The sequence below is a fragment of the Xanthomonas massiliensis genome (assembly GCF_900018785.1).
Lineage (GTDB): Bacteria > Pseudomonadota > Gammaproteobacteria > Xanthomonadales > Xanthomonadaceae > Xanthomonas_B > Xanthomonas_B massiliensis.
This window is the reverse complement of record NZ_FCOY01000007.1, coordinates 336,321-362,156: the sequence shown is the minus strand read 5'-3', so window position 1 is coordinate 362,156 and position 25,836 is coordinate 336,321. Positions and strand designations below refer to the sequence as shown.

The 25,836-nt window shown below is 70.2% G+C and carries 12 protein-coding genes and 1 pseudogene; 12 read left to right on the top strand and 1 reads right to left on the bottom strand.

Annotated features, from left to right (window positions below):
* The 11 genes and pseudogenes from BN3794_RS16010 (at position 1) to BN3794_RS11610 (ending at position 21,416) form a co-directional block, all read left to right on the top strand.
* Entirely contained in the window at positions 1–1,470 is a 1,470-nt protein-coding gene (locus tag BN3794_RS16010; RefSeq protein ID WP_078059734.1) for an ATP-dependent nuclease, read from the top strand.
* Between the two features lie 144 nt (positions 1,471–1,614).
* Entirely contained in the window at positions 1,615–4,737 is a 3,123-nt protein-coding gene (locus tag BN3794_RS11655; protein ID WP_066097486.1) for a type I restriction endonuclease subunit R, read from the top strand.
* A gap of 160 nt (positions 4,738–4,897) precedes the next feature.
* Positions 4,898–5,659: an NADPH-dependent F420 reductase gene (locus BN3794_RS11650; protein ID WP_328585352.1), complete on the top strand. Its 762-nt coding sequence runs from the start codon at positions 4,898–4,900 to the stop codon at positions 5,657–5,659.
* Positions 5,660–5,787: 128 nt separating this feature from the next.
* Positions 5,788–6,354 (top strand): cysteine hydrolase family protein, encoded by a 567-nt coding sequence (locus BN3794_RS11645; protein WP_066097484.1) that lies wholly within the window; start codon positions 5,788–5,790, stop codon positions 6,352–6,354.
* Between the two features lie 60 nt (positions 6,355–6,414).
* Positions 6,415–7,968, top strand: a pseudogene (locus BN3794_RS11640) (DUF763 domain-containing protein); the annotation flags it as partial.
* Between the two features lie 202 nt (positions 7,969–8,170).
* Positions 8,171–16,891, top strand: coding sequence for a glycoside hydrolase family 94 protein (locus BN3794_RS11635; RefSeq protein WP_147675760.1), 8,721 nt, complete (start codon positions 8,171–8,173; stop codon positions 16,889–16,891).
* Entirely contained in the window at positions 16,888–17,118 is a 231-nt protein-coding gene (locus BN3794_RS11630; RefSeq protein WP_066097482.1) for a hypothetical protein, read from the top strand. The genes BN3794_RS11635 and BN3794_RS11630 overlap by 4 nt, the downstream gene beginning before the upstream one ends.
* Before the next feature lie 1,268 nt (positions 17,119–18,386).
* A complete protein-coding gene (locus BN3794_RS11625) occupies positions 18,387–19,373 on the top strand; it encodes an acyl-CoA dehydrogenase family protein (RefSeq protein ID WP_236493253.1) in 987 nt (328 codons plus the stop codon).
* Positions 19,361–20,125: a PIG-L deacetylase family protein gene (locus BN3794_RS11620; protein WP_066097481.1), complete on the top strand. Its 765-nt coding sequence runs from the start codon at positions 19,361–19,363 to the stop codon at positions 20,123–20,125. Before BN3794_RS11625 ends, BN3794_RS11620 begins: the two co-directional genes overlap by 13 nt.
* The gene (locus tag BN3794_RS11615; RefSeq protein WP_066097480.1) at positions 20,122–20,718 is read left to right on the top strand and encodes a class I SAM-dependent DNA methyltransferase; all 597 of its coding nucleotides are present in this window, start codon (positions 20,122–20,124) and stop codon (positions 20,716–20,718) included. The genes BN3794_RS11620 and BN3794_RS11615 overlap by 4 nt, the downstream gene beginning before the upstream one ends.
* The gene (locus BN3794_RS11610; protein ID WP_066097479.1) at positions 20,715–21,416 is read left to right on the top strand and encodes a glycosyltransferase family 2 protein; all 702 of its coding nucleotides are present in this window, start codon (positions 20,715–20,717) and stop codon (positions 21,414–21,416) included. The genes BN3794_RS11615 and BN3794_RS11610 overlap by 4 nt, the downstream gene beginning before the upstream one ends.
* 762 nt (positions 21,417–22,178) lie before the next feature.
* Here the strand turns inward: BN3794_RS11610 and BN3794_RS11605 are convergent.
* Positions 22,179–24,275, bottom strand: a complete 2,097-nt coding sequence (locus tag BN3794_RS11605) for a catalase (protein ID WP_066097478.1) — start codon at positions 24,273–24,275, stop codon at positions 22,179–22,181.
* A gap of 191 nt (positions 24,276–24,466) precedes the next feature.
* Between BN3794_RS11605 and BN3794_RS11600 the strand changes: the two genes are divergently transcribed.
* The gene (locus BN3794_RS11600; protein ID WP_066097477.1) at positions 24,467–25,753 is read left to right on the top strand and encodes an MFS transporter; all 1,287 of its coding nucleotides are present in this window, start codon (positions 24,467–24,469) and stop codon (positions 25,751–25,753) included.
* Positions 25,754–25,836 lie beyond the last annotated feature (83 nt).

Here is a 25,836-nt window from a genome sequence, read left to right as displayed (position 1 = left end):
ATGATCGCAAGCGAAATTCGTGATTCAACAAAAGTCGATTTATTAGATAAAGTAAGAAGGCATGATTACGGTAGTTATCTTCTCAAAGCGAGTATAGAGAAAATCCGTGGATTCATGGGTGAGGATATTAATTTCGAGTTTCCAGTAACCGCCCTTATAGGGCCGAATGGGAGCGGAAAATCTGCTGTCATGGGTGCTGCCGGGTGCGCCTATAAGCCAGTGAAACCAGGAATGTTCTTTCCGAAGAGTGCCGTCGGCGACGAATCGATGTCCGGCTGGAGGGTTGAATACGAACTGATCGATAAAAAACTAAATCAACGGCAGACAATTAAGAGGACTTCAAATTTTCGACAGGCGAAGTGGGTCCGTGGAGATGTTGTAGACCGTGAGGTTCTATTTTTTGGCATTGAACGAACAGTCCCGGCTGGCGAGAAAGCGCGCTACAAACAATTGATGCGATCCACGTATGTGCATACTCTGCCTTTAGAGCCGCTTGATGCAGATGTCGCAAGGCAAGTAGAGCACATTCTAGGAAAGTCGGTCGCCGACTATCGCGTGACGCAATATGGGCACGACGACAAGTTTTTGGTTGGACGTGCTGGTGCAAACCAATATTCAGAATTTCACTTTGGCGCAGGTGAATCTTCCATCATTCGTATGGTCACGAAGATTGAGCAGGCTCCTGAGAACAGCTTGATCCTCATAGAGGAGATTGAAAACGGGCTACATCCTGTGGCCACGCGAAGAATGGTTGAGTACTTGATCGACGTTGCCAGTCGAAAGTCGATCCAGACAATTTTTACAACGCATAGCGACTATGCCCTCTCACCCCTGCCGAATGAGGCTATTTGGGCAAGTATTGACGGAAAGCTTCGACAAGGAAAACTATCCGTAGAGGCGCTGCGCGCCGTTGCTGGTCGCGTTGATAAGAAACTGGCGGTTTTCGTAGAGGACGTTTTCGCGAAGACATGGGTGGACGCAATCCTCCGTGAAACGCTAGGGGCAGACTATGATCAAGTCGAGGTTCATGCTGTACAAGGCGATGGAAACGCAGTTAAGACTCATCGTGGACACATGAGCAATCCCGCCATGAAATTCAAGTCGCTATGTGTAATCGATGGCGACTCACAGCAGGCCGAAGATCGCGATGCAGGTGTCATCCGGCTTCCTGGAACTCAGCCAGAACTTGCTGTCTTTGAAGAAATTCGAAATAGACTAGATCGGGACTTGGCCGTGCTAACAGTATCCTGTCAACGCGCACCTGAGGCCCAAGAATTGGTTAATCGGGTGTTGGAAGAGGTTGCACAGACAAATCGAGATCCTCATCTTCTTTTCAACCAAATAGGTATCGCTATCGGGTTTGTACCAGAGGCAATCGTTCGGGGAGCCTTTCTTGCTCTATGGGTGCGCGCGAACCCTGAGTTCTGCGCTGACCTCGCGGCGAGAGCAAGGGCGCTCGTTGACGTATAGCTGTGTAAATCTAGCGATTATTCGACATTACGTATGACCGCTGAATGGCGTCTAACCATAATGCTGGTGATCAGCGGCCATCGTGGAAATGATGGCGGCAATACGGCCGCACTGTGTCCCGCCCGGCCAGCGTAAGGGAAACGCATGAACCTGCACCAGGAACACCATTTCGAGGCCGAGATCTGCGAGCACTTGGCCGCCCACGGCTGGCTATATGCCGAAGGCGATGCCGCCGGCTATGACCGCCGGCACGGGCTGTTCCTGCCGGACCTGCTGGCGTGGGTGGAGGCGACGCAAGCGGACAGCTGGCAGCGCCTGTTCAAGGCCCATGGTCCAGCGTTGGGCGAGCGGCTGGCCGCGCGCGTGCGCAAGAACCTGGACGAGCGCGGGACGCTGGACGTGCTGCGCCGGGGCGTGGAGATGCTGGGACTGCGCGAGCCGTTGCAGCTGGTGCAGTTCAAGCCGGCGCTGGCGATGAATCCGGCCATCCAGCGCAACTACGCGGCCAACCGCCTGCGGGTGGTACGCCAGGTGCACCATTCGCCCAATCGCCCGCTGGATGCGTTGGACCTGGTGCTGTTCGTCAACGGCATCGCCGTGGCGACGGCGGAGCTGAAATCGGATTTCACCCAAAGCGTGGGCGATGCGGTGGACCAGTACCGGTTCGACCGCGATCCGCAACCCAAGGGCGGCTTGTCCGAGCCGCTGCTCGGCTTTCCCGGCGGTGCGCTGGTGCATTTCGCCGTGAGTCAGGCCGAGGTGATGATGACCACGCGGCTGGCCGGCACGGCAACGCGTTTTTTGCCGTTCAACCGGGGCAATCACGGCGGCGCCGGCAACGCGCCCAATCCGGATGGGTTCGCCACGGCTTACCTGTGGGAGCAGGTGTGGGAGCGCGAGAGCTGGCTGCAGATCCTGGGGCGCTACCTGATCGGCAAGCGCGACGACAAGAAGCGGCTGACCGGGGTGATCTTCCCGCGCTACCACCAACTGGATGCCACCCGCAGGCTGGTGGCCGACGTGCAGGCGCAGGGCGCGGGGCAGCGCTACCTGGTGCAGCATTCGGCCGGATCGGGCAAGACCAATTCCATCGCCTGGAGCGCGCACTTCCTGGCCGACCTGCACGACGACCGGAAGCGCAAGGTCTTCGACAGCGTGCTGGTGGTGTCCGACCGCAACGTGCTGGACGCGCAGTTGCAGGAGGCGATCTTCGATTTCGAGCGCACCACCGGCGTGGTGGCCACCATCACCGGCGAGCACGGCAGCAAGAGTGCGCAATTGGGCCAGGCGCTGAAGGACGGCAAGAAGATCATCGTCTGCACCATCCAGACGTTCCCGTTCGCGCTGCAGGCGGTGCAGGAGCTGGCGGCCACCGAAGGCAAGCGCTTTGCGGTGATTGCCGACGAGGCGCACAGCTCGCAGACCGGCGAGGCGGCGGCCAAACTCAAGCAGTTGCTCAGTGCCGAGGAGTTGGCGCAGCTGGCCGACGGTGGCGAGATCGACACGGAAACGGTGCTTGCCGCCAACATGCAGGCGCGTGCCGGTGACAGCGGTCATGGTCTGACCTACGTGGCCTTCACTGCCACGCCCAAGTCCAAGACGCTGGAGTTGTTCGGCCGTCCCGGTCCGGACGGTCTGCCGCAGCCGTTCCATGTGTATTCGATGCGGCAGGCGATCGAGGAGGGCTTCATCCTCGATGTGTTGAAGAACTACACGCCCTACGACCTGGCATTCCGGCTGGCGCACGACGGCCAGGAATTCGACAGCACCCAGGTCGAACGCAGCACGGCAATGAAGGGGATCATGCAGTGGGTTCGCCTGCATCCTTACAATATTGCCGCCAAGGTGCAGATCGTGGTGGAGCACTACCGCGAGAACGTGCAGCCGCTGCTGGACGGCAAGGCCAAGGCGATGGTGGTGGTGGCCAGCCGCAAGGAGGCGGTGCGCTGGCAGAAAGCCATGCGCGAGTACATCCAGCGGCAGGGCTATGCGCTGGGCGTGCTGACGGCCTTCTCTGGAGATGTGGACGACCCGGAGAGCTATCCCGAGCCGGTGGGCGAGGCCAGCAAGGAGCTCAACCCCGGCCTGCGCGGCAAGGACATCCGCGAGGCGTTCGCCACGCCGGACTACCAGTTGCTGCTGGTGGCCAACAAGTTCCAGACCGGTTTCGACCAGCCGCTGCTGTGCGGCATGTACGTGGACAAGAAGCTCGGCGGCATCCAGGCGGTGCAGACGCTGTCGCGCCTCAATCGTGCGTATCCGGGCAAGGACACCACCTATGTCCTGGACTTCGTCAACAAGGCGCCGGAGATCCTGGCCGCCTTCAAGACCTATTACGAGACGGCCGAACTGGAGGCCACCACCGACCCGAACCTGGTCTACGACCTGCGCGCCAAGCTCGATGCCAGCGGCCACTACGACGCATTCGAAGTGGATCGCGTGGCGCAGGTGGAGCTGGATCCCAAGGGGACGCAGGCGCAGCTGAGCGCGGCGATTGCCCCGGTGGCCGATCGCCTGCTACGCCGCTACAAGGCCGCGCAGCAGGCCAGGGCCACGGCCGAGGCCGCCGAAGATGCCGATGGGGCCAAGGCGGCCAAGGACACGCTCGATGCACTGGTGTTGTTCAAGGGCGACATGGGTGCATTCAATCGCCTGTATGCCTTCCTGTCGCAGATGTTCGACTACGGCAACACCGACATCGAGAAGCGCTTCATCTTCTACAAGCGCCTGCTGCCCCTGCTGGAGTTCGGCCGCGAACGCGACACGGTGGACCTGTCCAGGGTGGTGCTCACACACCACACGCTGCGCAGCGGCGGCGCGCAGCCGATGGGTCTCAATGCCGATGGCAGCTACAAGCTCAAGCCGATGGATGCGGTGGGCAGCGGCGGTGTGCAGGAGAAACAGCAAGCATGGCTGGCCGAGATCATCGACAAGGTCAACGGCCTGTTCGAAGGCCAGATAGGCGATGACGACCAGCTGATGTACGTCAACGGCGTGCTGAAAGGGAAGTTGCTGGACAATCCGGTGCTGCTGGAACAGGCGGGCAGCAATGGCAAACAGCATTTTTCCAGCTCGCCGGACCTGGACCAGGCGCTGGTGCATGCCTTGATGGATGCGCTGGATGCCTCGGGTGCCTACGCGAGCATGAGCACCCAAGCACTGAATTCGGAACGCATCCGCCGGGAGCTCAAGGATGTGTTGCTCGGGCCGGGACAGCTGTATGAGGCGCTGCGGTCAAAAGCAGGTGCGGCCGAGGCGCGGAGGTAGGTCGATGGGGCGGCAATGTGGCGTGGCGTCCGTCGTCTTCCGGTTGATTGATTGCGAGTGAGCCCTGGCTCAATGTGATGCTGCTTTGCAGCGAATCGGTACCGGCCGGGGGGCACATCCGGTATGAGCGCAAGGGCCATAGAGCCGCCATGCCGCACGGGTGTCGTGGCCGAATCCGTGGCCGCGCCATCGGCGCGAAGCGGTGCCGCATCCGGGCGGCGTGGTCTTCATCCGATCGCCGCATGGGGCGGCGCATCATGTCTGCCATCGATTCCATGCAGTGGAGGTTGGTCCCATGAAGATCGGATTCATCGGCAGCGGGCATATCGGTTCCATCGTGGCGCAGAAGGCGATCGAGGCCGGGCACGAGGTGATCATGTCCAACTCGCGTGGACCGCAGACGCTGGCCGGCCTGGTGGACAAGCTGGGCCCGCATGCCAGCGCGGCTACCGCACAGCAAGCCGGCGAGCGTGGCGACATCGTCGTGGTCACGGTACCGCTGAAGGACCTCGAGGACGTGCCGGTCGCGCCGCTGGCCGGCAAGGTCGTCATCGACACGATGAACTACTACCCGGAGCGCGACGGCCACATCGCCGCGCTCGACGACGGCACCACCACCACCAGCGAGATGACTGCCGCGCACCTGCCGCAGTCGAAGGTGGTCAAGGCGTTCAACTCGATCTATGCGGCCGAGATCGGCAGCACCGCGCGGCCGAAAGGCGATCCGGAGCGGCGCACGCTGCCCATCGCCGGCGACGATGCCCAGGCCAAGAAGGTGGTGGCCGGCCTGATCGAATCGTTCGGATTCGACGTGCTCGATGCCGGCCCGCTGCACGAGGGCTTCCGCTTCCAGAACGGTACCCCGGCCTATTGTGTGCGTGCCGGCCGCGCAGAGCTGGAAAAGTTGCTGGCGCAGGCGTGAACCACCGCAGGTGACGGCCATGCCGGCATGCGCGGGAAGCGTCGGCGGCCTGTGCGTATGGCCAGGACCGGTACGGGGGCGCGTACTCTTCCGTGCCGGCCCTGCGGGGACGCGAGGGAGGCGCTGACATGCCAGGGACTGCCAATGGCTGCCAGGCCCTGCTGATCATCGACATGATCCACCCGCTCGATTTCCCGGAAGCGGAATCGCTGGCGCCGAGCGTGCTGGCCGCCGCGCGCTGCATCGTGCGCCTGCGCCGCGCCTTCCACCGCCGCGACTTGCCGGTGATCTACGCCAACGACAACTTCGCCAACTGGAAATCGGACTTCCGCGAACTGGTGGCGAGGTGCGCCGGCGCCGGCGGCACGGCGCAGCAGGTGGCCGAGCTGTTGCGCCCGGGCGCGGACGACTACTTCGTGCTCAAGCCCAAGCATTCGGCGTTCCTGGCCACCGCGCTGCCGGTGCTGCTGGCCAAGCTCGGCGTCGGCTCGTTGTACCTGACGGGGATGACGGCCGAATCGTGCGTGCTGGCCACCGCGCTGGATGCCAACACGCGCGAATACCGGGTGCGGGTGGTGCGCGACGCGGTGGCCGGCAGCGTGGACGGCATGCGGGCCGCGTTCGCGGTGCTGGAGGCGTCCAAGGCCGCCGGCGTGGTGTCTTCGCGTTCGGCGATGGCCGCGCTGCGTTCCTGAGGCGGCCTGTGTCTTTGTGTGCCGCGACGATGAACGCCTTCATCGCCACGAGGCACCGGCTTCTCGCCGGCTGAGACCCGGCTGCGCGATCATGTGCGCCATGTATTGCGGAGTGTCCCGATGAGCCGACGCGGCGGCAGCGCCGACCTTCCCCTGCACGGCGGGCGCGTGCCGGCGTGGCTGGGCCAGCGCATGACCCGGCTGGGCGCGGTGATGTGCCAGGCGATCGTGCTCGAGTACGGACGCGACGAGCTGCTGCGGCGGCTGGCGCATCCGTTCTGGTTCCAGTCCTTCGGTGCGGTGATGGGGATGGACTGGCATTCCTCCGGCATCACCACCAGCGTGATCGGCGCGCTCAAGCGCGGGCTGGCGCCGCTGGCCGGCGAGCTGGGCATCCATGTCTGCGGCGGCCGCGGGCGGCATTCGCGGGCCACGCCGGACGAACTGCTGGCGGTGGGCGAGCTCACCGGCATCGACGGTGCGGCACTGGCGCGCGCCAGCCGGCTGGTGGCCAAGGTGGACAGCGCGGCGGTGCAGGACGGCTTCGACCTGTACCTGCACGGCTTCATCGTCAGCGACGACGGCCGCTGGGTGGTGGTGCAGCAGGGCATGAACGGCGCCCGCAAGCAGGCGCGCCGCTACCACTGGCTGTCGGAAGGGCTGGAGAGCTTCGTCGATGCGCCGCATGCGGCCATCGACGGGCCGGGGCAGGGACGCATCGTCAACCTGGCCGACCACCGTGCCGCCGCCGCGCGCGCGGCGCAGGTGGAACTGCTGCGGGAGATGGCGCCGGAGGCGATCGCACGCGAGTTCGGCAAGCTGGAGACGGCGCGGGAAGACCGCGACGGCCGGCGCGCCCGGTCTGGTCCACCGGGGCACAGCGTTTCCGGGAATGCACGCGACGCCCGTCCTGGCGGCCGGGCAGGGCATGCCCCGATCGGTGCCGAGGCTGTGCCGACGACCGGGGACCTGTTCGGTGGCCTGCCGGGAGCCGCGCCGGCACCGGTGCCGGTGCCGGTGCTGGAACCCTGGCGTCCCGATGACAGACAGCCGCACCTGTCACTGCCCGACCACCACGACGTGCGACCGCAGGACGTGGTGCTGCGCCGGCTGCGCGGTGCGCTGGCCGCGGCGGCCGAACAGGGGCCCAAGGACTTCACCGAGCTGCTGCAGGTGCCGGGCGTGGGCGCGCGCACGGTGCGCTCGCTGGCGATGGTGGCCGAGGTGCTGCACGGCACGCCGTGCCGGTTCAGCGATCCGGCACGCTTCTCGCTGGCGCACGGCGGCAAGGACCGGCATCCGTTCCCGGTGCCGACGAAGGTGCTGGACCGCACGATCATGGTGCTCAAGCAGGCGGTGCAGCAGGCGCAGCTCGGCAACGAGGAGAAGCTGCAGGCGATCGGCCGGCTCGATGCCCAGGCGCGGCGGCTGGAGGCCAGTGCCAGCGGTCCCTCGCTCGAGCAGTACCTTGCCCGGGAGCGACGCGATTCGCATGGCTACGGCGGCCGCAGCGTGTTCGGCTGGGAGCCCGCGCCCGCCGCGGCGGAGCCGGCAACCGAGGATGGGACCGCACGGCCCGCACGCGCGTCCGGTGGCGGACATGCGCCGGGCTGACGCCTGGCCCGGCCGGTGCCTGCCGATACGCTGCCCGTCGTGGGGGCCATGATCGTTTCCGGGTGATCGCACGGGCCGGCCCGCGCCCGCCGCCGGCACGGACGGCGATGTGCCGTCGCACCGCCCGCTTCACGCCGGTATTCCCCGCCGGGTGCTAAGGCTGGACATAGCGCAGGCGCCGCACGCCTGACGGGAACATACGATGCCTGCCTCACTGCGCGCCTTCGGCCGTTGGCTGAATTGGTATTTCCGCAGCCTTTCCGCGGCGCGGGACGCTGCGGCCGGGCGCGCCCGGCGCCGGCCGACGGGGGAGGAGCCGCTGCGCGCGCAGCTGTTCAGCGCCGAACAGATGGCGCTGCACGGCGAGGCGCTGGCGCGCGCGCACCGGCTCGGCACGCGGCCGGTGCCGGAGCGGCTGCTGGCGCGGCTCCGGCAGAACGAGGAGGTGCTGGCGCAGGCGCAGGCGCTGCTCACGCGCATGGTCCAGGACGAGGTACGCATCACCCCGGCCGGTGAGTGGCTGCTGGACAACTACTACCTGGTCGAGGAACAGATCCACACCGCGCGCCGCCACCTGCCGCAGGGCTACAGCCGCCAGCTGCCGGTGCTGGCCGGCGGCGGCGCGGCGGGGCTGCCGCGGGTCTACGACCTGTCGATGGAGGCCATCGCCCACGGCGACGGCCGCATCGACGCGGAGAGCATCGGCCGCTTCGTCGCCGCCTACCAGCGGGTGACGCCGCTGAAACTGGGCGAGCTGTGGGCGATCCCGATCATGCTGCGGCTGGGCCTGCTCGAGAACCTGCGGCGGGTAGCGGCGCGGGTGATGCGCGATGGCCGCGACCACCGCCTGGCCAGCGACTGGGCCGAGCGGCTCAATGCCACCGCCGCGCAGGACCCCAAGGCCGTGGTGCTGGTGGTCGCCGACATGGCGCGCTCGTCGCCGCCGCTGACCGGGGCGTTCGTCGCCGAGCTGACCCGCGGCCTGCAGGGGCGTGGCGGCGTGCTGGCGATGCCGGTGACCTGGGTCGAGCAGTGGGTGGCCGACAGCGGCCAGCGCATCGACGACCTGGTGCATGCCGAAAGCCGGCAGCAGGCGGCAGACCAGGTGTCGATCGGCAACAGCATCGGCAGCCTGCGCCTGCTCGCCGACGTGGACTGGCGCGAGTTCGTGGAGGGCACCAGCCTGGTCGAGCAGCGCCTGCGCACCGATCCTGCCGGCATCTATGCGCGGATGGATTTCAACACCCGCGACAGCTATCGCCATGGCGTGGAGACGCTGGCCCGGCGCAGCGGCACCAGCGAGATCGAGGTGGCCGATTGCGTGCTGCGGCTGGCGCAGGCCGGCGCCGTCGACGACCAGGCGCACGTCGGCTACTACCTGGTCGACGACGGCCTGGCCGGCGCCTGCGCCGCGGTGGCGCAACTGCCCGGGGCGCGCGGGCCGCCGCGGCTGCGCCCGCGCCGGGTGCCGTTGCCGCTGTACCTGGCACCGATCGCGCTGGTCGCGCTGGCCGGCGCCTGGGGGCTGGCGCAATCGTGGCGGACGCTGCCGCCGGGCGCGGCGCCGGCCTGGCTGGCGGCGGTGGCCGCGGTACTGGCGGTGCTGGCCTTCAGCGAGCTCGGCATCGCCCTGGTCAACTGGCTGGCCACGCTGCTGGTCGCGCCGCGGCCGCTGCCGCGCATGGACTTCTCCAAGGGCATTCCCGCCGACGCGCGCACGCTGGTGGCGGTACCGAGCATGCTCGCCAGCACCCAGGGGGTGGACGAGCTGGCGGAAGGGCTGGAAGTGCGCTTCCTGGCCAACCGCGACCGCCACCTGCATTTCGCCCTGCTGACCGATTTCCTCGACGCCGACGCGGAAACGCTGCCCGCCGACGCACCGCTGCTGGCGCATGCACGGGCACGCATCGCCGAACTCAACCGGCGCTACGCCCCGGAAACCGGCGATCGCTTCTTCCTGCTGCACCGCCCGCGCCGCTGGAACGCCGGCGAAGGCAAGTGGATCGGCCACGAGCGCAAGCGCGGCAAGCTGGCCGCGCTCAACCGGCTGCTGCGCGGCGGCGGCGCGCAGGCCGACTTCATGCAGGTCGCCGGCGACGTCGCGGTGCTGCGCCAGGTGCGCTACGTGATCACCCTGGACTCGGATACGCGCTTGCCGCGCGATGCCGCGCGCGAGTTCGCCGCCACCCTGATGCATCCGCTCAACCGGGCCCGCTTCGGCCCGGCGCTGGGCCGGGTGACGCGCGGCTACGGCATCCTGCAGCCAAGCGTGGGCACCAGCATGGGCGGGCGCGGCTCGCGCTACGCGCGCCTGTTCGGCAGCGAGCCGGGCATCGACCCGTACACGCGCACAGTCTCGGACGTGTACCAGGACCTGTTCGGCGAAGGCTCGTTCGTCGGCAAGGGCATCTACGACGTGGATGCGTTCGAGCGGGCGCTGGAAGGCCGCTTGCCCGACAACCGCATCCTCAGCCACGACCTGCTGGAGGGCTGCTACGCGCGCGCCGGGCTGGTCAGCGACGTGCGCCTGTTCGAGGACTACCCGACCCGCTACGCCGCCGACGTCAAGCGCCGCGCGCGCTGGATCCGCGGCGACTGGCAGCTGCTGCCGTGGCTGCTGCCGTGGGTGCCGCGCGCCGGCGGCGGCCATGCGCGCAACACCCTGTCGGCGCTGTCGCGCGGCAAGCTGCTGGACAACCTGCGGCGCAGCCTGGTGCCGGCCGCCGCGGTCGCGCTGCTGGTGCTGGGCTGGGTGCTGCTGCCGTGGCCGCTGGCATGGACCGCCTCGCTGCTCATGCTGTGGCTGCTGCCGGTGCTGTTGCCGGCGCTGCACGATGCCGTGTCCAAGCCGCCGGACGTGGCCTGGCGCCCGCACCTGTTGCTGGTCGGCCATGCCACCGCGCGGCAGCTGCAGCGGGTGCTGGTGATGCTGGCGTGCCTGCCGTACGAGGCTGGCTACAGCGCGGTGGCGATCGTGCGCACGCTGTGGCGCATGGTGCGGCGGCGGCACCTGCTGCAGTGGAACCCGTCCAGCGAGGTCGAGCGCGGCCTCGGCGGCATGGCCGCGGAACTGCGCGCGATGGCGCCGGTGCCGGTGCTGGTGCTAGTGCTGGCGGCGGTGCTGTGGCGGCTGCAACCGACCGCGTTGTGGGTGGCCGCGCCGGTCCTGGCGCTGTGGCTGGTCTCGCCGGCGCTGATGGCCTGGCTGGGCCAGCCGCGCCGGCGCCGGCAATCGCTGCTGTCCCATGCCCAGCGCGCCTTCCTCGGTCGCCTGGCGCGGCGCACCTGGGCGTTCTTCGAGGTGCACATCCGCGCCGAGGACCACTGGCTGCCGCCGGACAACGTGCAGGAGCATCCCAACCTGGTGGTGGCGCGGCGCACCTCGCCGACCAACATGGGCCTGTCGCTGCTGGCCAACCTGGCCGCCTACGACCTGGGCTATCTGCAGGCGGGCGAGGCGATCGAGCGCACCGAGCGCGCGCTGGCGACGATGGAATCGCTGCCGCGCCACCGCGGCCACTTCTACAACTGGTACGACACCCAGACCCTGCAGCCGCTGCCGCCGCACTACGTGTCCACGGTGGACAGCGGCAACCTGGCCGGGCACCTGCTCACCCTGCGCCAGGGGCTGCTGGCGCTGGCGCGGGCACCGCTGTTGGCGCCGGCGACGTTTGCCGGCCTGGACGACACGCTGGGCGTGCTGCGCCGGGCCTGGCGCAACGCCGGGCGCACCGACGCGGTGGTCGAGGAGGCGCTGTCCGCGTTCGCCGGGCAGCTGGCGGCGGTGCGCGCGGTGCCGCCGCATTCGCTGGCCGACGCGCGCGCCGTGCTGGAAGGCCTGGCCGCGCTGGCGGCGACCATCGCCCAGGCCTGGCCCCCGCCGCCCCCGTCGCTGGCCGAACCGTTGCCCGAGGTGCCCGAGCCGCACTGGCCGCAGGCACTGGACCGGGCCTGCCAGGCGGCGCTCGCGGAGCTGCGCTTCCTGCTGCCGGACGCCGCCGCCGCGACGTCGCCGGCCGTCGCCGACCAGGGCCAGCTCGCCGGCCAGGACAGCGGCGAGGCGGCGAGCCGGGCGCGGGCGCGCATCCAGCAGCTGCAGCGGCTGGCGCACGTGGCCGGGCAGCTGTCGCTGATGGAATACGAATTCCTCTACGACCGCGCGCGGCGGTTGCTGGCGATCGGCTACAACGTCGACGAGCGCCGCCTGGATTCGGGCTACTACGACCTGCTGGCCTCGGAGGCGCGGCTGGGCAGCTTCGTCGCCATCGCCCAGGGCCAGCTGCCGCAGGAGAACTGGTTCGCGCTGGGGCGGCTGCTGACCGAGGTCGCGGGCGAGGCCACGCTGCTGTCGTGGAGCGGCTCGATGTTCGAGTACCTGATGCCGCAGCTGGTGATGCCGGCCTACGCCGACACCCTGCTGGAGCAGACCTCGCGGCATGCGGTGAACGCGCAGATCGCCCACGGCGCGCGCCACGGCGTGCCGTGGGGCGTGTCCGAATCGGGCTACAACGCGGTCGATGCGCGGATGAACTACCAGTACCGCGCCTTCGGCGTGCCCGGGCTGGGGCTCAAGCGCGGCCTCGACCAGGACCTGGTGATCGCGCCCTATGCCAGCGTGATGGCGCTGATGGTGGCGCCGGAGGCGGCGTGCCAGAACCTGCAGCGGCTGGCCGAGCTGGGCTTCGGCGGGCGCTTCGGCCTGTACGAGGCGATCGACTACACCCCCGGGCGGGTGCCGCCGGGCCAGGAGCACGCGGTGGTGCGCTCGTTCATGGCCCACCACCAGGGCATGGGCTTCCTGGCGCTGGATTCGCTGCTGCGCGACCAGCCGATGCAGAAGCGCTTCGCCGCCGACGCCCAGTTCCAGGCCACCTTGCTGCTGCTGCAGGAACGCATCCCGCGCACCGGCATCTTCCATCCGCAGGCGGCCGAGACCGCGCGCGTGCGCGCCACCGCGACCGAAGGCGAGGCCGAGACCCGGCTGCGCGTGTTCCGCAATCCCGGCACCGCGCGGCCGGCGGTGCAACTGCTGTCCAACGGCCGCTACCACGGCCTGCTCAGCAGCGCCGGCGGCGGCTACAGCCGGATGCGCGACATGGCGGTCACGCGCTGGCGCGAGGACCTCACCCGCGACCACTGGGGCAACTTCTGCTACCTGCGCGACGTCGCCAGCGGCGACTTCTGGTCGGCCGCGCACCAGCCCACCTGCGTGCCGGTGGAGCAGTACGAGGCGATCTTCTCCGATGCCCGCGCCGAGTTCCGCGGCCGCCGCCGCGGCTACGACACCCACCTGGAGATCGCCATCTCCGCCGAGGACGACATCGAGCTGCGGCGGCTGCGCATCGGCAACCGCTCGCGCCACACGCGCACCATCGAGATCACCACCTACGCCGAGGTGGTGCTGGCGCCGGCGATCGCCGACGAGATGCACCCGGCCTTCAGCAACCTGTTCGTGCAGACCGAGATCGTGCGCGACAAGCAGGCGTTGCTGTGCACGCGGCGGCCGCGCTCGCAGGAGGAGGCCGCGCCGTGGATGCTGCACCTGGTGGCGGTGCACGAGGCCGACATCGACGCCATCTCCTACGAGACCGACCGCGCGCGCTTCCTCGGCCGCGGCAACACCCCGCGCGCGCCGCAGGCGCTGCTCGGCGATGCCGCGCTGTCCGGCAGCGCCGGCTCGGTGCTCGACCCGATCGTGGCGATCCGCTGCCGCATCGTGCTGGCGCCGGAGCAGAGCGCGGTGGTGGACATGGTGTTCGGCGTCGGCAGCGACCGCACCGCCTGCGCCGCGCTGATCGACAAGTACCGCGACCGCCGCCTGGCCGACCGCGTTTTCGACCTGGCCTGGACCCACAGCCAGGTGGTGCGCCGGCAGATCAACGCCTCGCAGGCCGACGCGCAGCTGTACGAGCGCCTGGCCGGGGCGATGGTGTACGCGCACCCGTTCCTGCGCGCCGAGCCGGAGGTACTGCTGCAGAACCGCCGCGGCCAGTCCGGGCTGTGGGGCCATGCGATCTCCGGCGACCTGCCGATCGTGCTGCTGCAGATCGCCGACGTGGAGAACATCGAGCTGGTGCGGCAGATGGTGCAGGCGCACGCCTACTGGCGGCTCAAGGGCCTGCACGCGGACCTGGTGATCTGGAACGAGAGCCCGGCCGGCTACCGCCAGCAGCTGCAGGACCAGATCCTGGGCATGGTCTCGGCCGATGCCGATGCCAACGTGCTCGAGCGTCCCGGCGGGATCTTCGTGCGGGCGGTGCAGGCCATCTCGCAGGAGGACCGCGTGCTGCTGCAGACGGTGGCGCGGGTGGTCGTCAGCGATCAGCGCGGCACGCTGGCGGCGCAGGTGGCCCGGCACATGCCGCCGGAGCTGCGCGTGGCCGAGCTGCTGCCGCAGGTGCCGGCGGCCGCGACGGCGGTGCAGGACGACGCGGCACCGGAGACGGCCGACGTGCACGGATGGCCGTTCGCCGCCACGGCCGGCGACCCCCTGTTCGACAACGGCACCGGCGCCTTCGCCGCCGACGGCCGCGAGTATGTGGTCGCGCTGCGCGAGGGCGCGGCCACGCCGGCGCCGTGGGCCAACGTCATCGCCAATGCGCAGCTGGGCTGCGTGCTCAGCGAGAGCATGCCGGGCTACACCTGGTTCGAGAATGCGCACGAGTTCCGGCTCACGCCCTGGCACAACGACCCGGTGTCGGACACCGGCGGCGAGGCCTTCTACCTGCGCGACGAGGACAGCGGCCGGGTGTGGTCGCCGACGCCGCTGCCGTGCCGCGGCCGCGGCGACTACCGCACCCGCCACGGCTTCGGCTACAGCGTCTACGAGCATGTCGAGGACGGCATCGCCAGCGAGCTGTGGGTGTTCGTGGCGACGGACGCGGCGGTCCGGTTCTCGCTGCTGAAGCTGCGCAACCTCGGCACGCGTCCGCGCCGGCTGTCGGCCACCGGCTACGTCGAATGGGTGCTGGGCGATATCCGCGGGCGCACGCAGATGCACGTGGTCACCGAGATGGACGGCGACGACGGCCCGGTGCTGGCGCGCAACCCCTACAACACCGAGTTCGGCGGCCGTACCGCGTTCTTCGACGCCGATGCCGATGCGCGCAGCTTCAGCGGCGACCGTGGCGAGTTCCTCGGCCGCAACGGCAGCCTGGCCGATCCGGATGCGCTGCGCCGCGAGCACCTGTCCGGCCGGCTCGGCGTCGGCCTGGACCCGTGCGCGGCGATCCAGGTGCCGTTCGAGCTGGCGCCCGGACAGGCGTTCGAGACCACGTTCCGGCTCGGCGCCGGCATGGACCGCGCGCAGGCGATGCAGCTGGCGTTGCAGGTGCGCGGCAGCGGGGCCGCCCATGCCGCGCTCGATGCGGTGCGCGCGCACTGGCTGGACGTGCTCGGCGGCGTGCAGGTGGCCACGCCCGATCCCGGCGTGGACCTGCTGGCCAACGGCTGGCTGCCGTACCAGACCCTGGCCTGCCGCTACCTGGCGCGCAGCGGCTACTACCAGTCCGGCGGGGCGTTCGGCTTCCGCGACCAGCTGCAGGACACCATGGCGCTGGTGCACGTGGCGCCGGCGCTGGCGCGCGAGCACCTGCTGCTCAGCGCCGCGCACCAGTTCCCGCAGGGCGACGTGCTGCACTGGTGGCATCCGCCGCTGGACCGCGGCGTGCGCACGCGCTGCTCGGACGACTACCTGTGGCTGCCGCTGGCCACCTGCCGCTACCTGCAGGCCAGCGGCGATGCCGGCGTGCTCGACGAGCCGGTGGGCTACGTCGAGGGCCGCCTGGTCAATGCCGACGAGGAGTCCTACTACGACCTGCCGGTCGCCTCGTCGCTGCGCCAGCCGCTGTACGACCACTGCGTGCGCGCGCTGCGCCGCGGCTGCGAACTGCTCGGCGAGCGCGGCCTGCCGCTGATCGGCACCGGCGACTGGAACGACGGCATGAACCGGGTAGGCGAGGGCGGCCGCGGCGAGAGCGTGTGGCTGGGCTTCTTCCTGTACGAGGTACTGCGCCAGTTCGCTCCGGTGGCGCACGCGCGCGGCGACGCCGGATTCGCGCGGCACTGCGAGCAGGCGGCGCAGCGCCTGCGCGAGAACCTGGACGCGCATGCCTGGGACGGGCAGTGGTACCGCCGCGCCTGGTTCGACGACGGCACCCCGCTGGGCTCGGCCGGCAATGCCGAATGCCGGATCGACTCGATCTCGCAGAGCTGGTCGGTGCTGTCCGGTGCCGGCGACCCGGAGCGCGCGCGGCAGGCGATGGCCTCGCTGGACGAGCACCTGGTCAAGCGCGACGCCGGCCTGATCCAGCTGCTGGAGCCGCCGTTCGACCGCGTCGACCACGGTGCCGGCTACCACGATCCGGGCTACATCGCCGGCTACGTGCCCGGCGTGCGCGAGAACGGCGGCCAGTACACCCATGCCGCGGTGTGGGCGGCGATGGCGTTCGCACGGCTGGGCGATGCGACGCGCGCGTGGGAGCTGGCGCGGATGATCAACCCGCTCAACCACGCCCGCGATGCGGACGCGGTGGCGCGCTACAAGGTCGAGCCCTACGTGCTCGCGGCCGACGTCTACGGCGTGGCCCCGCACATCGGCCGCGGCGGCTGGACCTGGTACACCGGCTCGGCCGGCTGGATGTATCGGCTGCTGACCGAATCGCTGCTCGGCCTGCAGCGCGACGGCGACATGCTGGCGCTGCGGCCGTGCCTGCCCGCCGACTGGCCCGGCTACACGCTGCGCTACCGCTTCGGCACCAGCACGTACCGGATCGAGGTGGAACAGGTCGATGCCGGCGCCGCGGCCGAGGGCGAGTCCACGCTGCGGGTGGATGGCAGCGGCCGCGACGGATTCGCGTTCCGCCTGCATGACGATGGCGGCGAGCACCACGTGCAGGTGCGCTGGCCGAGGGCCGCCGCGTGAACCGGCGCGCGCAACTCGACGCGGACCTGCGCCACCTGGCGCGGATGCTGCCGCCCTGGTGCGAGCACTTGCGCGACCCTGCGCAGTTCTGGCCACAGTTCACCTGCCTGGCCAGCGAGATCCTGGCGCGTGCGGATCCCCGCGACCAGGCCTATGCGCGGCGCGTACTCGACGCGCTGCTGACGCGCAACGGCATGCGGGTCGACGCGCGACGGCGCCACCATTAGCCGGAACCCGTATCGCGGCTGGCAAGCGCCTGCTGCGTCCCGGGGAAGTGTTCCCGCCTAACCGGCAAGGGCTCGCCGCAATAGTCGTGCGCCCGCATCCGCAATCGTGGGATACGGATCGTGGGCCGTCACCCATATGCTCGTCGTCCCCGCGCAGGCGGGGACCCAGCGCCTCGTCGCGTTTGCCGCGGTCCAAGCCCGATGCCACGGGATGCCCGCCTTCGCGCACTGCTGTCCGGGAAGTTTCCCTGCCTGGCTGGCAAGGGCTCGCCACAGGCGTCGTGCGACCGCCCCGGCAACCGTGGGATACGGATGTGGGCCGCACCCATGTGCTCGTCGTCCCCGCGCAGGCGAGGACCCAGCGCCTCGTTGTGCTTGCCGCGGCCCAAGCCCGATGCCACGGGATGTCCGCCTTCGCGCAGCACTATCCGGGAAAGTGTTCTCGCTTGGCCGTCAAGGACTCGCCGCAATAGTCGTGCACCCGCACCCGCACCCGCACCCGCACCCGCAATCGCGGGATACGGATCGTGGGCCGCTGCCCGTGTGCTCGTCGTCCCCGTGCAGGCCGCATCGGCAACCGCGGGACATGGATCGTGGGCTGCCATCCGTGTGCTCGTCGTCCCTGCAGGCGGGGCCCCAGCACCTCGTCGCGCTTGCCGCGGCCCAAGCCCGATGTCACGGGATGCCCGCCTTCGCGCATTGTTGTCCGGGAAGTTTTCCTGCCCGGCCGGCAAGGACTCGCCGCGGGCGTCGTGCGACTGCACTGGCAACCGCGGGACATGGATCGTGAGCCGCCACCGGTGTGTTCGTCGTCCCCGCGCAGGCGGGGACTCAGTGCCGGTGCCTTGAAAGCGGAAGCTGCCGTGAGCTTGCGCAGCCGGTCGATTTCACTGCTCAAGTCGCTGGGTCCCCGCCTGCACGGATACGACGAGTCCACTGTTCCGAACGTGAGCCACGCCACTCCGGCCGACGATCGTTCGCCTCCGTTTTTTTGCGGACAGTAGCGCGCTTTCGCGGGGCGTCAGTCGGTTCCGATGCGATGGCGGACTGCCGATCCGATCGGTTTCCAGCAAGCATCGCAGGACCCTTGCATGACGCGGTTACCGCGCATGCACGCTGAAGCCTTCAGCCAGGCAATGCCTGCGTGAAGCGCATCAACACGCGCTGTTGTCCCGCGACCTGTTGTGCTGGCTCCATCGACGAGGCGCCGCGATTGCCGCATTCCCGACCCACGCGACGCGCGACGGACAGGACAAGGAACCCGCCTTTTGGATCACCCCTTCACTTCACCGCTGGCGCTGGGCGACGAACGCGATCTCGGCGTGGCGGCGCGGCAGGCACTGCGGCAACATCCGGCCCTGCCGCTGCCCGGCGGCGGCCGCACGCTGGAGCGCTGGCGCGGGCTGGCGGCGATCGCCGCCAGCGATGTCTGCCTGGCCAAGGTGCTCGAGGCGCACTACGACGCGCAGGCGATCCTGGCCGAGCTCGGCGTGCCGGCGCCCGATCCCGGCCGGCTGCTGGCGGTATGGGCGGCGCAGGCGCCCGGTGCGCGCCTGGACTGGCAGCCTGACGGCCAGGGCGGCGGCCACCTGTCCGGCAGCAAGCCCTGGTGCTCGGGCGCCCGCCTGGTCGATGCGGCGCTGGTGACCGCGCACGAGGGCGACCACGATTGGTTGCTGCTGGTGGATCTGCGCCAGCCGGGAGTGGTGCCGCGCGAGGAGGGCTGGGCCGCGGTGGGCATGGCGCGCATCGCCAGCGGCCCGGTGGCGTTCGAGCGGGTGCCGGCGGTCGCGCTCGGGGCGCCGGGCGACTACCTGCGGCGGCCGGGCTTCTGGCACGGCGGTGCCGGCGTGGCGGCGTGCTGGTACGGCGCCGCCACCGCGATCGCCGCCACCCTGCAGGCGCACGCCAAGGTACAGCGCGATCCGCACGCGGCCGCGCACCTGGGCGCGATCGACCTGTCGCTGCAGGCGGCCGCCGCGATGCTGCGCGAGCTGGCCGCGCGCATCGACGCCGAGCCGGAGCAGCCGCACCGCGACGCGGTGACCCGCGTGCGCGCCTTCGTCGAGCGCGCCTGCAGCGAAGCGATCGAGCGCGTCGGCCGTGCGCTCGGGCCGGCGCCACTGTGCGGCGACCGCGCGCATGCACTGCGTTGCGCCGACCTGGCGGTGTTCGTGCGCCAGAGCCATGCCGAGCACGACTGGGAGGCCTTGGGCCGCGCGGTCGCACAGGAGCAGGCACCATGGCGGTTGTAGAACACGTGCCGAAGATCCACGGCCGCGGCACCACGGAGGCGGCGTGGCGGCAGTCGCGCTGGCTGGCGGCACTGCCGCTGCTCGACATGCAGGCGCTGCTGGCGCCGGCGCGACGGCTGGTGGTGGTGTCGCCGCACCCGGACGACGAGGTGCTGGGCTGTGGTGGCGCGATCGCCAGCGCCCGCCGGCGCGGTCTGCCGGTCGTGCTGGTCGCGGTGACCGACGGCGAGGCCTGCTATCCCGGTGATGCCTGGTGGACGCCGCAGCGGCTGCGCCAGGTGCGCCGCCAGGAGCTGGAGTGCGCCGCGCAGGTGCTGGGCGTGGGCGCCGAGGCCATCGTCCACCTGGGCGTGGCCGATGGCGGCGTCGCCGCGCAGGAACCGACCATAGCCGCGCAGCTGGCGCAGCTGCTGCAGCCGGGCGACCTGCTGCTGACCACCTGGCGCGGCGATGGCCATCCCGACCACGAGGCGACCGCACGCGCTTGTATTCAAGCCGCCGCGAAATGCGGCGCGACGCTGGCCGAGTTCCCGGTGTGGGCCTGGCACTGGCTGTCGGCGGCCGGCGCGGATTCCCCGCTGCCGGCCGCGGCGCGCCATGCGCTGCCGGATGCGATCCAGCAGGCCAAGCGCCAGGCGCTGGCCTGCTTCGCCTCGCAGCTCGGCCGCGGCGCGCATGCGGTGGCCGAACCGATCCTGCCGCCGCACGTGCTCGAGCGCTTCGAGCGCGGCTACGAGGTGTTCCTGCGATGACCGCCCTGCACGACTACTTCGGCACGCTGTACCGCCAGGACGACCCGTTCGGCTACCGCCGCCGCTGGTACGAGGCGCGCAAGCGCGACCTGCTGCTGGCGTCGCTGCCCCGCCGGCATTTCGCCTGCGGCTGGGAGCTGGGCTGCTCCAACGGCGAACTCACCGCGGCCCTGGCCCCGCGCTGCGACGAGTTGCTGGCCACCGACGTATCCGCGCGCGCGGTGGAGCTGGCGCGGCAGCGCACCGGCATGCACCCGCACGTGCAGGTGGAATGCGCCGCCCATCCTGGCCAGTGGCCGCCGGGCCGCTTCGACCTGATCGTGTTCGGCGAGATCGGCTACTACCTGGAGCCGGCAGCGTTGGCCGAGAGCGCGCGGCGCATGCGCGCCAGCCTGGAGGACGAGGGCGTGATCGTGGCCTGCCACTGGCTGCATCCGTTCGAGCCGGCGCGCGGCGATGGCCGCCAGGTGCACGCGTCGCTGCACGACGCGCTGCGGCTGCCGCGGCTGTTCCGCTACGAGGATGCCGACTTCCTGCTGGAGGGCTGGGGCGTATCGCCGCACTCGGTGGCGCAGCGGGAGCACCTGCGGTGATCGCGGTGCTGGTGCCGGCGCACGACGAGGAGCAGGCGATCGGCGCCTGCCTGCACTCGCTCGCGCTGGCCGCGGCCTGTCCGCGGCTGCACGGCGAGGAGGTGGGCGTGTTCGTCGCGCTGGACCGCTGCCGCGACCGCACCGCCGCGGTGTGCGCGGACTTCGGCGTCCACTGCCTGCCGCTGGCCGAGGGCAACGTCGGCATCGCCCGCGCCACCGCGGCACGCGCGGCGATCGCCGCCGGCGCACGCTGGCTGGCCTGTACCGACGCCGACTCGCAGGTGCCGGCCGACTGGCTGTCGGCGCAGCTGGCCTGCGAGAGCGACGCCTTCTGCGGCATCGTCGGCGTGGCCGACTGGAGCGGCTGGCCCACGGCCCTGCGCGATGCCTACCTGGCCGGCGAATGCCGCCACGACGGCCATCGCCACGTGCATGGCGCCAACCTGGGCCTGAGCAGCGAGCTGTACCTGCGCTGCGGCGGCTTCCTGCCGCTGCCGGCGCACGAGGACGTGGCATTGGTGGCGGCGATGGAACGCGTGCACGCGCGCATCGCCCGGCGCTGCCGGCCGGTGGTGACGACCAGCGCGCGGCGGGTGGCACGGGCACGCGGCGGGTTCAGCGACTACCTGCTGCAGATGGAGCGGGCGGTGTTGCAAGGGGCGTCTCCGCTGGCCGGTGCGGGGATCACGTTGCCGTAGCGGTGGCGGGCAAGAGGCGTGCAGGCCGGAATCCCTGCGTGTCGCCCCCCGCGCAAGCGGGCGCCCAGGGATGTTGTCGCGATCAGTCCGAACGTCTCTGCATTGATCAGCCACGACCAGCCGTTCGGCTGTGGAGAAGTGCCCCGGCCGTGATGGAGCGCTTCAGCTGCTGAAACGCGTTTCGCGCGTTCGCGCACCCTTGCCCGGGGATGTTTCGCCGCTGGGACACCCGATGTCCGGACCGCAAGGCCCCCGATGTGCTTGGGCGCCCCCGGAGCTTGGATCGAGGCGTGCGCGCTGAACCTTGCTTCCCGTCGTCCGCGTGAACGCGGGGAGCCAGGGACTTTCGTGCAGAGCAGGGCGACATGCCCGCAGACGGGGACGCAGAGACTTTCGCGGCGGAATAAGCCGGTCACGAAATCTCCCGGCAACTTCTTCTTCCAAGGCGCAGGCACGGGGTCCCCGCCTGCGCGGGAACGATGAATTCGCCGTTCCGTGTATGCGCCGCGCCACGTTGGCCGGACAGGCGATCGCCCGGACTTTTTTCTCCGGACAGCAGCGCGCTTGGCCCGCCATGGCCAGCCACGTGGCTGCTGAAGCGCTTCGGCCGTGATGGAAACGCCTCGGCCGTGGAAAGTCGCCGGGACGACGATCTGGAAGTGGACCGGGAGATGCCCGCGCGTTTCGCGAACCGGAACACCCCACGCACGGGTTGCCTGGAGCCGGTCCCTCGCAATCCCCGGCCCCGTCGTCCCCGCCGCGCTACGCCAGCATCCGCAGCTTCTTCTCGCGCGCCCACTGCCGGGTCCTGGCGGCGGCGACGAAGCCCTTGGCGTCCTCCGCGTCCACCACGCCGGGGTCCTTGCCGACATTGCCGGCCTTGAGCAGCGGCTGCGCGCCGGTGTCGGTGGCGATGGCCTTCAGGTGCGCCCAGGCGTTGGCGACGAAATCGACCGCCGCCGAGTCGCGCGCCAGCTGCCGGCCGGCCTCGGGCGAGAGCACCACCGCCACCGCGTCGAACACGCACGAGGGCGTGCCGGCGAGCTGGCCGTCCACGTCCTGCTTCCTGTCGTCGCTCAGCTTGACGCCGCCCAGCCGCGGCGCCACCAGCTTGACCGTGGCCCCGGCCGCCTCGGCGGCCTTGCGCAGGTTCCGGACGATGGCCACGTCCGAGCCGTCGTGGACCAGGATGCCGATGCTGCGTCCCTTCAGCGTGTCCTTCATCCTGCCGATGATCTGCAGCGCGGGCGAGGCCGGCATGTCGAACGGGCCGGCCGCGGCCGGCGGCGCCGGCGGCATGGTCTCCAGGCCCAGGCCCTCGGCCACGCGTCCGGCCAGGTCCTCGTCGATGTGGCGCAGGTGGCCGACGATGGCCTCGCGCACGTGCGCGGTCTCCACCTTGGACAGCTCGAACACCAGTGCCGAGGCGATGTGCGCCTGCTCCGGCGCGCTCTGGCTGCGGAAGAACAGCCGTGCCTGGCTGTAGTGGTCGGCGAAGCTCTCGGCGCGGATGCGGCCCTTGGTCCCGTCGCCGGCCGGCTGGGCGAAGCTGCGGAAGCCGCGCGGGGTCTCGCGCGGCGCATCCGGCTGCAGCGAGCTGGGCTCGTAGGCGACGCGGCCCTTGGGCTGGCCCATCTGCATGTGGCCGTCGCGCTGGTGGTTGGCGAACGGGCACTTGGGCGCGTTGATCGGGATCTGGTGGAAGTTCGGGCCGCCCAGGCGCAACAGCTGCGTGTCCAGGTAGGAGAACAGCCGCCCCTGCAGCAGCGGGTCGTCGGAGAAATCGATGCCGGGCACGATGTTGGCCGGGCAGAACGCCACCTGCTCGGTCTCGGCGAAGAAGTTGTCCGGCCAGCGGTCCAGCACCATGCGCCCGACGATGGTCAGCGGCACGGTCTCCTCGGGGATGAGCTTGGTCGGGTCGAGGTGGTCGAACGGGAACTGGTCGGCCTGTTCCTGGGTGAACAGCTGCACGCCCAGTTCCCACTCCGGGAAGTCGCCGGCCTGGATCGCCTCGAACAGGTCGCGGCGGTGGAAGTCCGGGTCGGCGCCGGCGATCTTCACCGCCTCGTCCCAGATCGTCGATTGCAGCCCCAGCTTGGGCCGCCAGTGGAACTTGACGAAGGTGCTCGCGCCGTTGTCGTCCACCAGGCGGTAGCTGTGCACGCCGAAGCCTTCGATCATCCGCAGCGAGCGCGGGAGGGTGCGGTCGCTCATCGCCCACATGACCATGTGCATGGCCTCCGGGGTGAGCGAGACGAAGTCCCAGAAGGTGTCGTGGGCGGTGGCCGCCTGCGGGAAGCCGCGGTCCGGCTCCATCTTCACCGCATGCACGAAGTCCGGGAACTTGATCGCGTCCTGGATGAAGAACACCGGGATGTTGTTGCCGACCAGGTCCCAGTTGCCCTCCGGGGTGTAGAACTTGACCGCGAAGCCGCGCACGTCGCGCGGGGTGTCGATCGAGCCGGCGCCGCCGGCGACGGTGGAGAAGCGCGCGAACAGCGGCGTCTTCGCGCCGACCTCGGTGAAGATCTTCGCGGTGGTGTACTTCGACAGCGACCGGGTCAGCTCGAAGTAGCCGTGCGCCGCGCTGCCGCGCGCATGGACGATGCGCTCGGGGATGCGCTCGTGGTCGAAGTGGGTGATCTTCTCCCGGAGGATGAAGTCTTCCAGCAGCGTCGGCCCGCGCGGGGTGGCGCGCAGCGAGTTCTGGTCGTCGCTGACCGGGATGCCCTGGTTGGTGGTGAGCGGCGGATGCCCGTCGCCGGCCTGCTGGTGCAGTTCGTCGGCGTTGCCGCGGACATCGGTGGCCTTCCTTGCGGAAGCGGCGGGCTTGCGTGACGGCTTGCTGGCGACCATGGCGGTGCTCCGTTTTATCTGGGTGAGTCCCACCTTGGCGGCCGCGGTGTTAACCAGGGGTGGTCGCCGCCGGTGGCGGCGTGCACGCCCGGTTCACGCCGTGGCCGGGCAGTCCAGGCAATTGGTATCAGTGGAAACCGGTGCGATTGGCTATCGTGTCGCCCCTTTCCCTCGTCCACCTTCCGTTGCCGATGAGCAGCTTCCCCGCGGGCCGCCACGATGCCCGGGTGCTCGGCCTGTCCGCCCTGGGCGGCGCGCTCGAGTTCTACGATTTCGTCATCTTCGTGTTCTTCACCCGCACCCTGGGCGAGCTGTTCTTCCCGGCGGGCATGCCGCCGTGGCTGGCGCAGCTGCAGGTCTACAGCATCTTCGCCGCCGGCTACCTGGTACGGCCGCTGGGCGGGCTGGTGATGGCGCACTTCGGCGACCGCCTGGGACGCAAGCGCATGTTCACCCTGAGCCTGCTGCTGATGGCGCTGCCGACGCTGCTGATCGGCCTGCTGCCGACCTACGCCCGGCTCGGCGCCGCCGCCCCGCTGCTGTTGCTGGCGCTGCGCATGCTGCAGGGCCTGGCGATCGGCGGCGAGATGCCGGGGGCGTGGGTGTTCGTGGCCGAGCACGTGCCGGCGCGGCGGGGGGGGTTTGCCGCGGCCAGCCTGTGCTCGGGCATGAGCGTGGGCATCCTGCTCGGCTCGCTCACCGCGCTGTGGCTGCACGGCCGCTTCGACGAGCACCAGGTGCTGGCCGGCGCCTGGCGCCTGCCGTTCCTCGTCGGCGGGGTGTTCGGCTTCGTCGCGGTGTGGCTGCGGCGCTGGCTGGCCGAGACGCCGGTGTTCCTGCAGATGCAGGCCGAGCGGCAGCTGGTGGAGGAACTGCCGTTCAAGCGCGTGCTGCGCGATCACCCGGCCGCGGTGGGCGTGTCGATGCTGGCCACCTGGGTGCTGACCGCGGCGATCGTGGTGGTGATCCTGATGACGCCCACGGTGGTGCAGGGCGCCTTCGGCGTGTCCGCCGGGCTGGCCACGCGCGGCAACGTGCTGGCCTCGGCCTGCCTGGTCGTCGGATGCCTGCTCGCCGGTGCCCTGACCGACCGCATCGGCGCGGCCCGCGCCCTGCTGGCCGGATCGGCGGCGCTGCTGGCGGCGGTGTACGCGCTGTACCTGGACCTGGCCGCCGGCGGACATCACTTCCTGCCGTTGTACGCGCTGGCCGGCCTGGCCGCGGGCGTGGCCGGGGTGGTGCCGGCGGTGATGGTCGGCGTGTTCCCGCCGGCGGTGCGCTACACCGGCCTGGCGCTGTCCTACAACCTGGCCTATGCCGTCGCCGGCGCGGCGACGCCGCCGCTGATCGGCTACCTGTCGCGCGGGGCCGGCACGCTCGCGCCGGCGCACTACGTGGCCCTGGTGTCGCTGGCCGCCATCGTGGTGGCGGTCTACCTGCGCCGCCCACGGCCGCGGACCCCGTCCCGCACGGGCTAGCCCGCGCGTCCAGCCGGGGCCGGGGATGCCGTGCGCGGAAAACGGTGTTCCGCCGGCCGCGCGCTGCGGGCTCGCCGCAGCCG

Excerpts from the sequence above, each read along its gene's own strand:
- BN3794_RS11615 (WP_066097480.1), top strand. The coding sequence starts at position 20,122 with ATGACCGCCCTGCACGACTACTTCGGCACGCTGTACCGCCAGGACGAC.
- BN3794_RS16010 (WP_078059734.1), top strand. The coding sequence starts at position 1 with ATGATCGCAAGCGAAATTCGTGATTCAACAAAAGTCGATTTATTAGAT.
- BN3794_RS11605 (WP_066097478.1), bottom strand. The coding sequence starts at position 24,275 with ATGGTCGCCAGCAAGCCGTCACGCAAGCCCGCCGCTTCCGCAAGGAAG.
- BN3794_RS11645 (WP_066097484.1), top strand. The coding sequence starts at position 5,788 with ATGCCAGGGACTGCCAATGGCTGCCAGGCCCTGCTGATCATCGACATG.
- BN3794_RS11620 (WP_066097481.1), top strand. The coding sequence starts at position 19,361 with ATGGCGGTTGTAGAACACGTGCCGAAGATCCACGGCCGCGGCACCACG.
- BN3794_RS11655 (WP_066097486.1), top strand. The coding sequence starts at position 1,615 with ATGAACCTGCACCAGGAACACCATTTCGAGGCCGAGATCTGCGAGCAC.
- BN3794_RS11635 (WP_147675760.1), top strand. The coding sequence starts at position 8,171 with ATGCCTGCCTCACTGCGCGCCTTCGGCCGTTGGCTGAATTGGTATTTC.
- BN3794_RS11600 (WP_066097477.1), top strand. The coding sequence starts at position 24,467 with ATGAGCAGCTTCCCCGCGGGCCGCCACGATGCCCGGGTGCTCGGCCTG.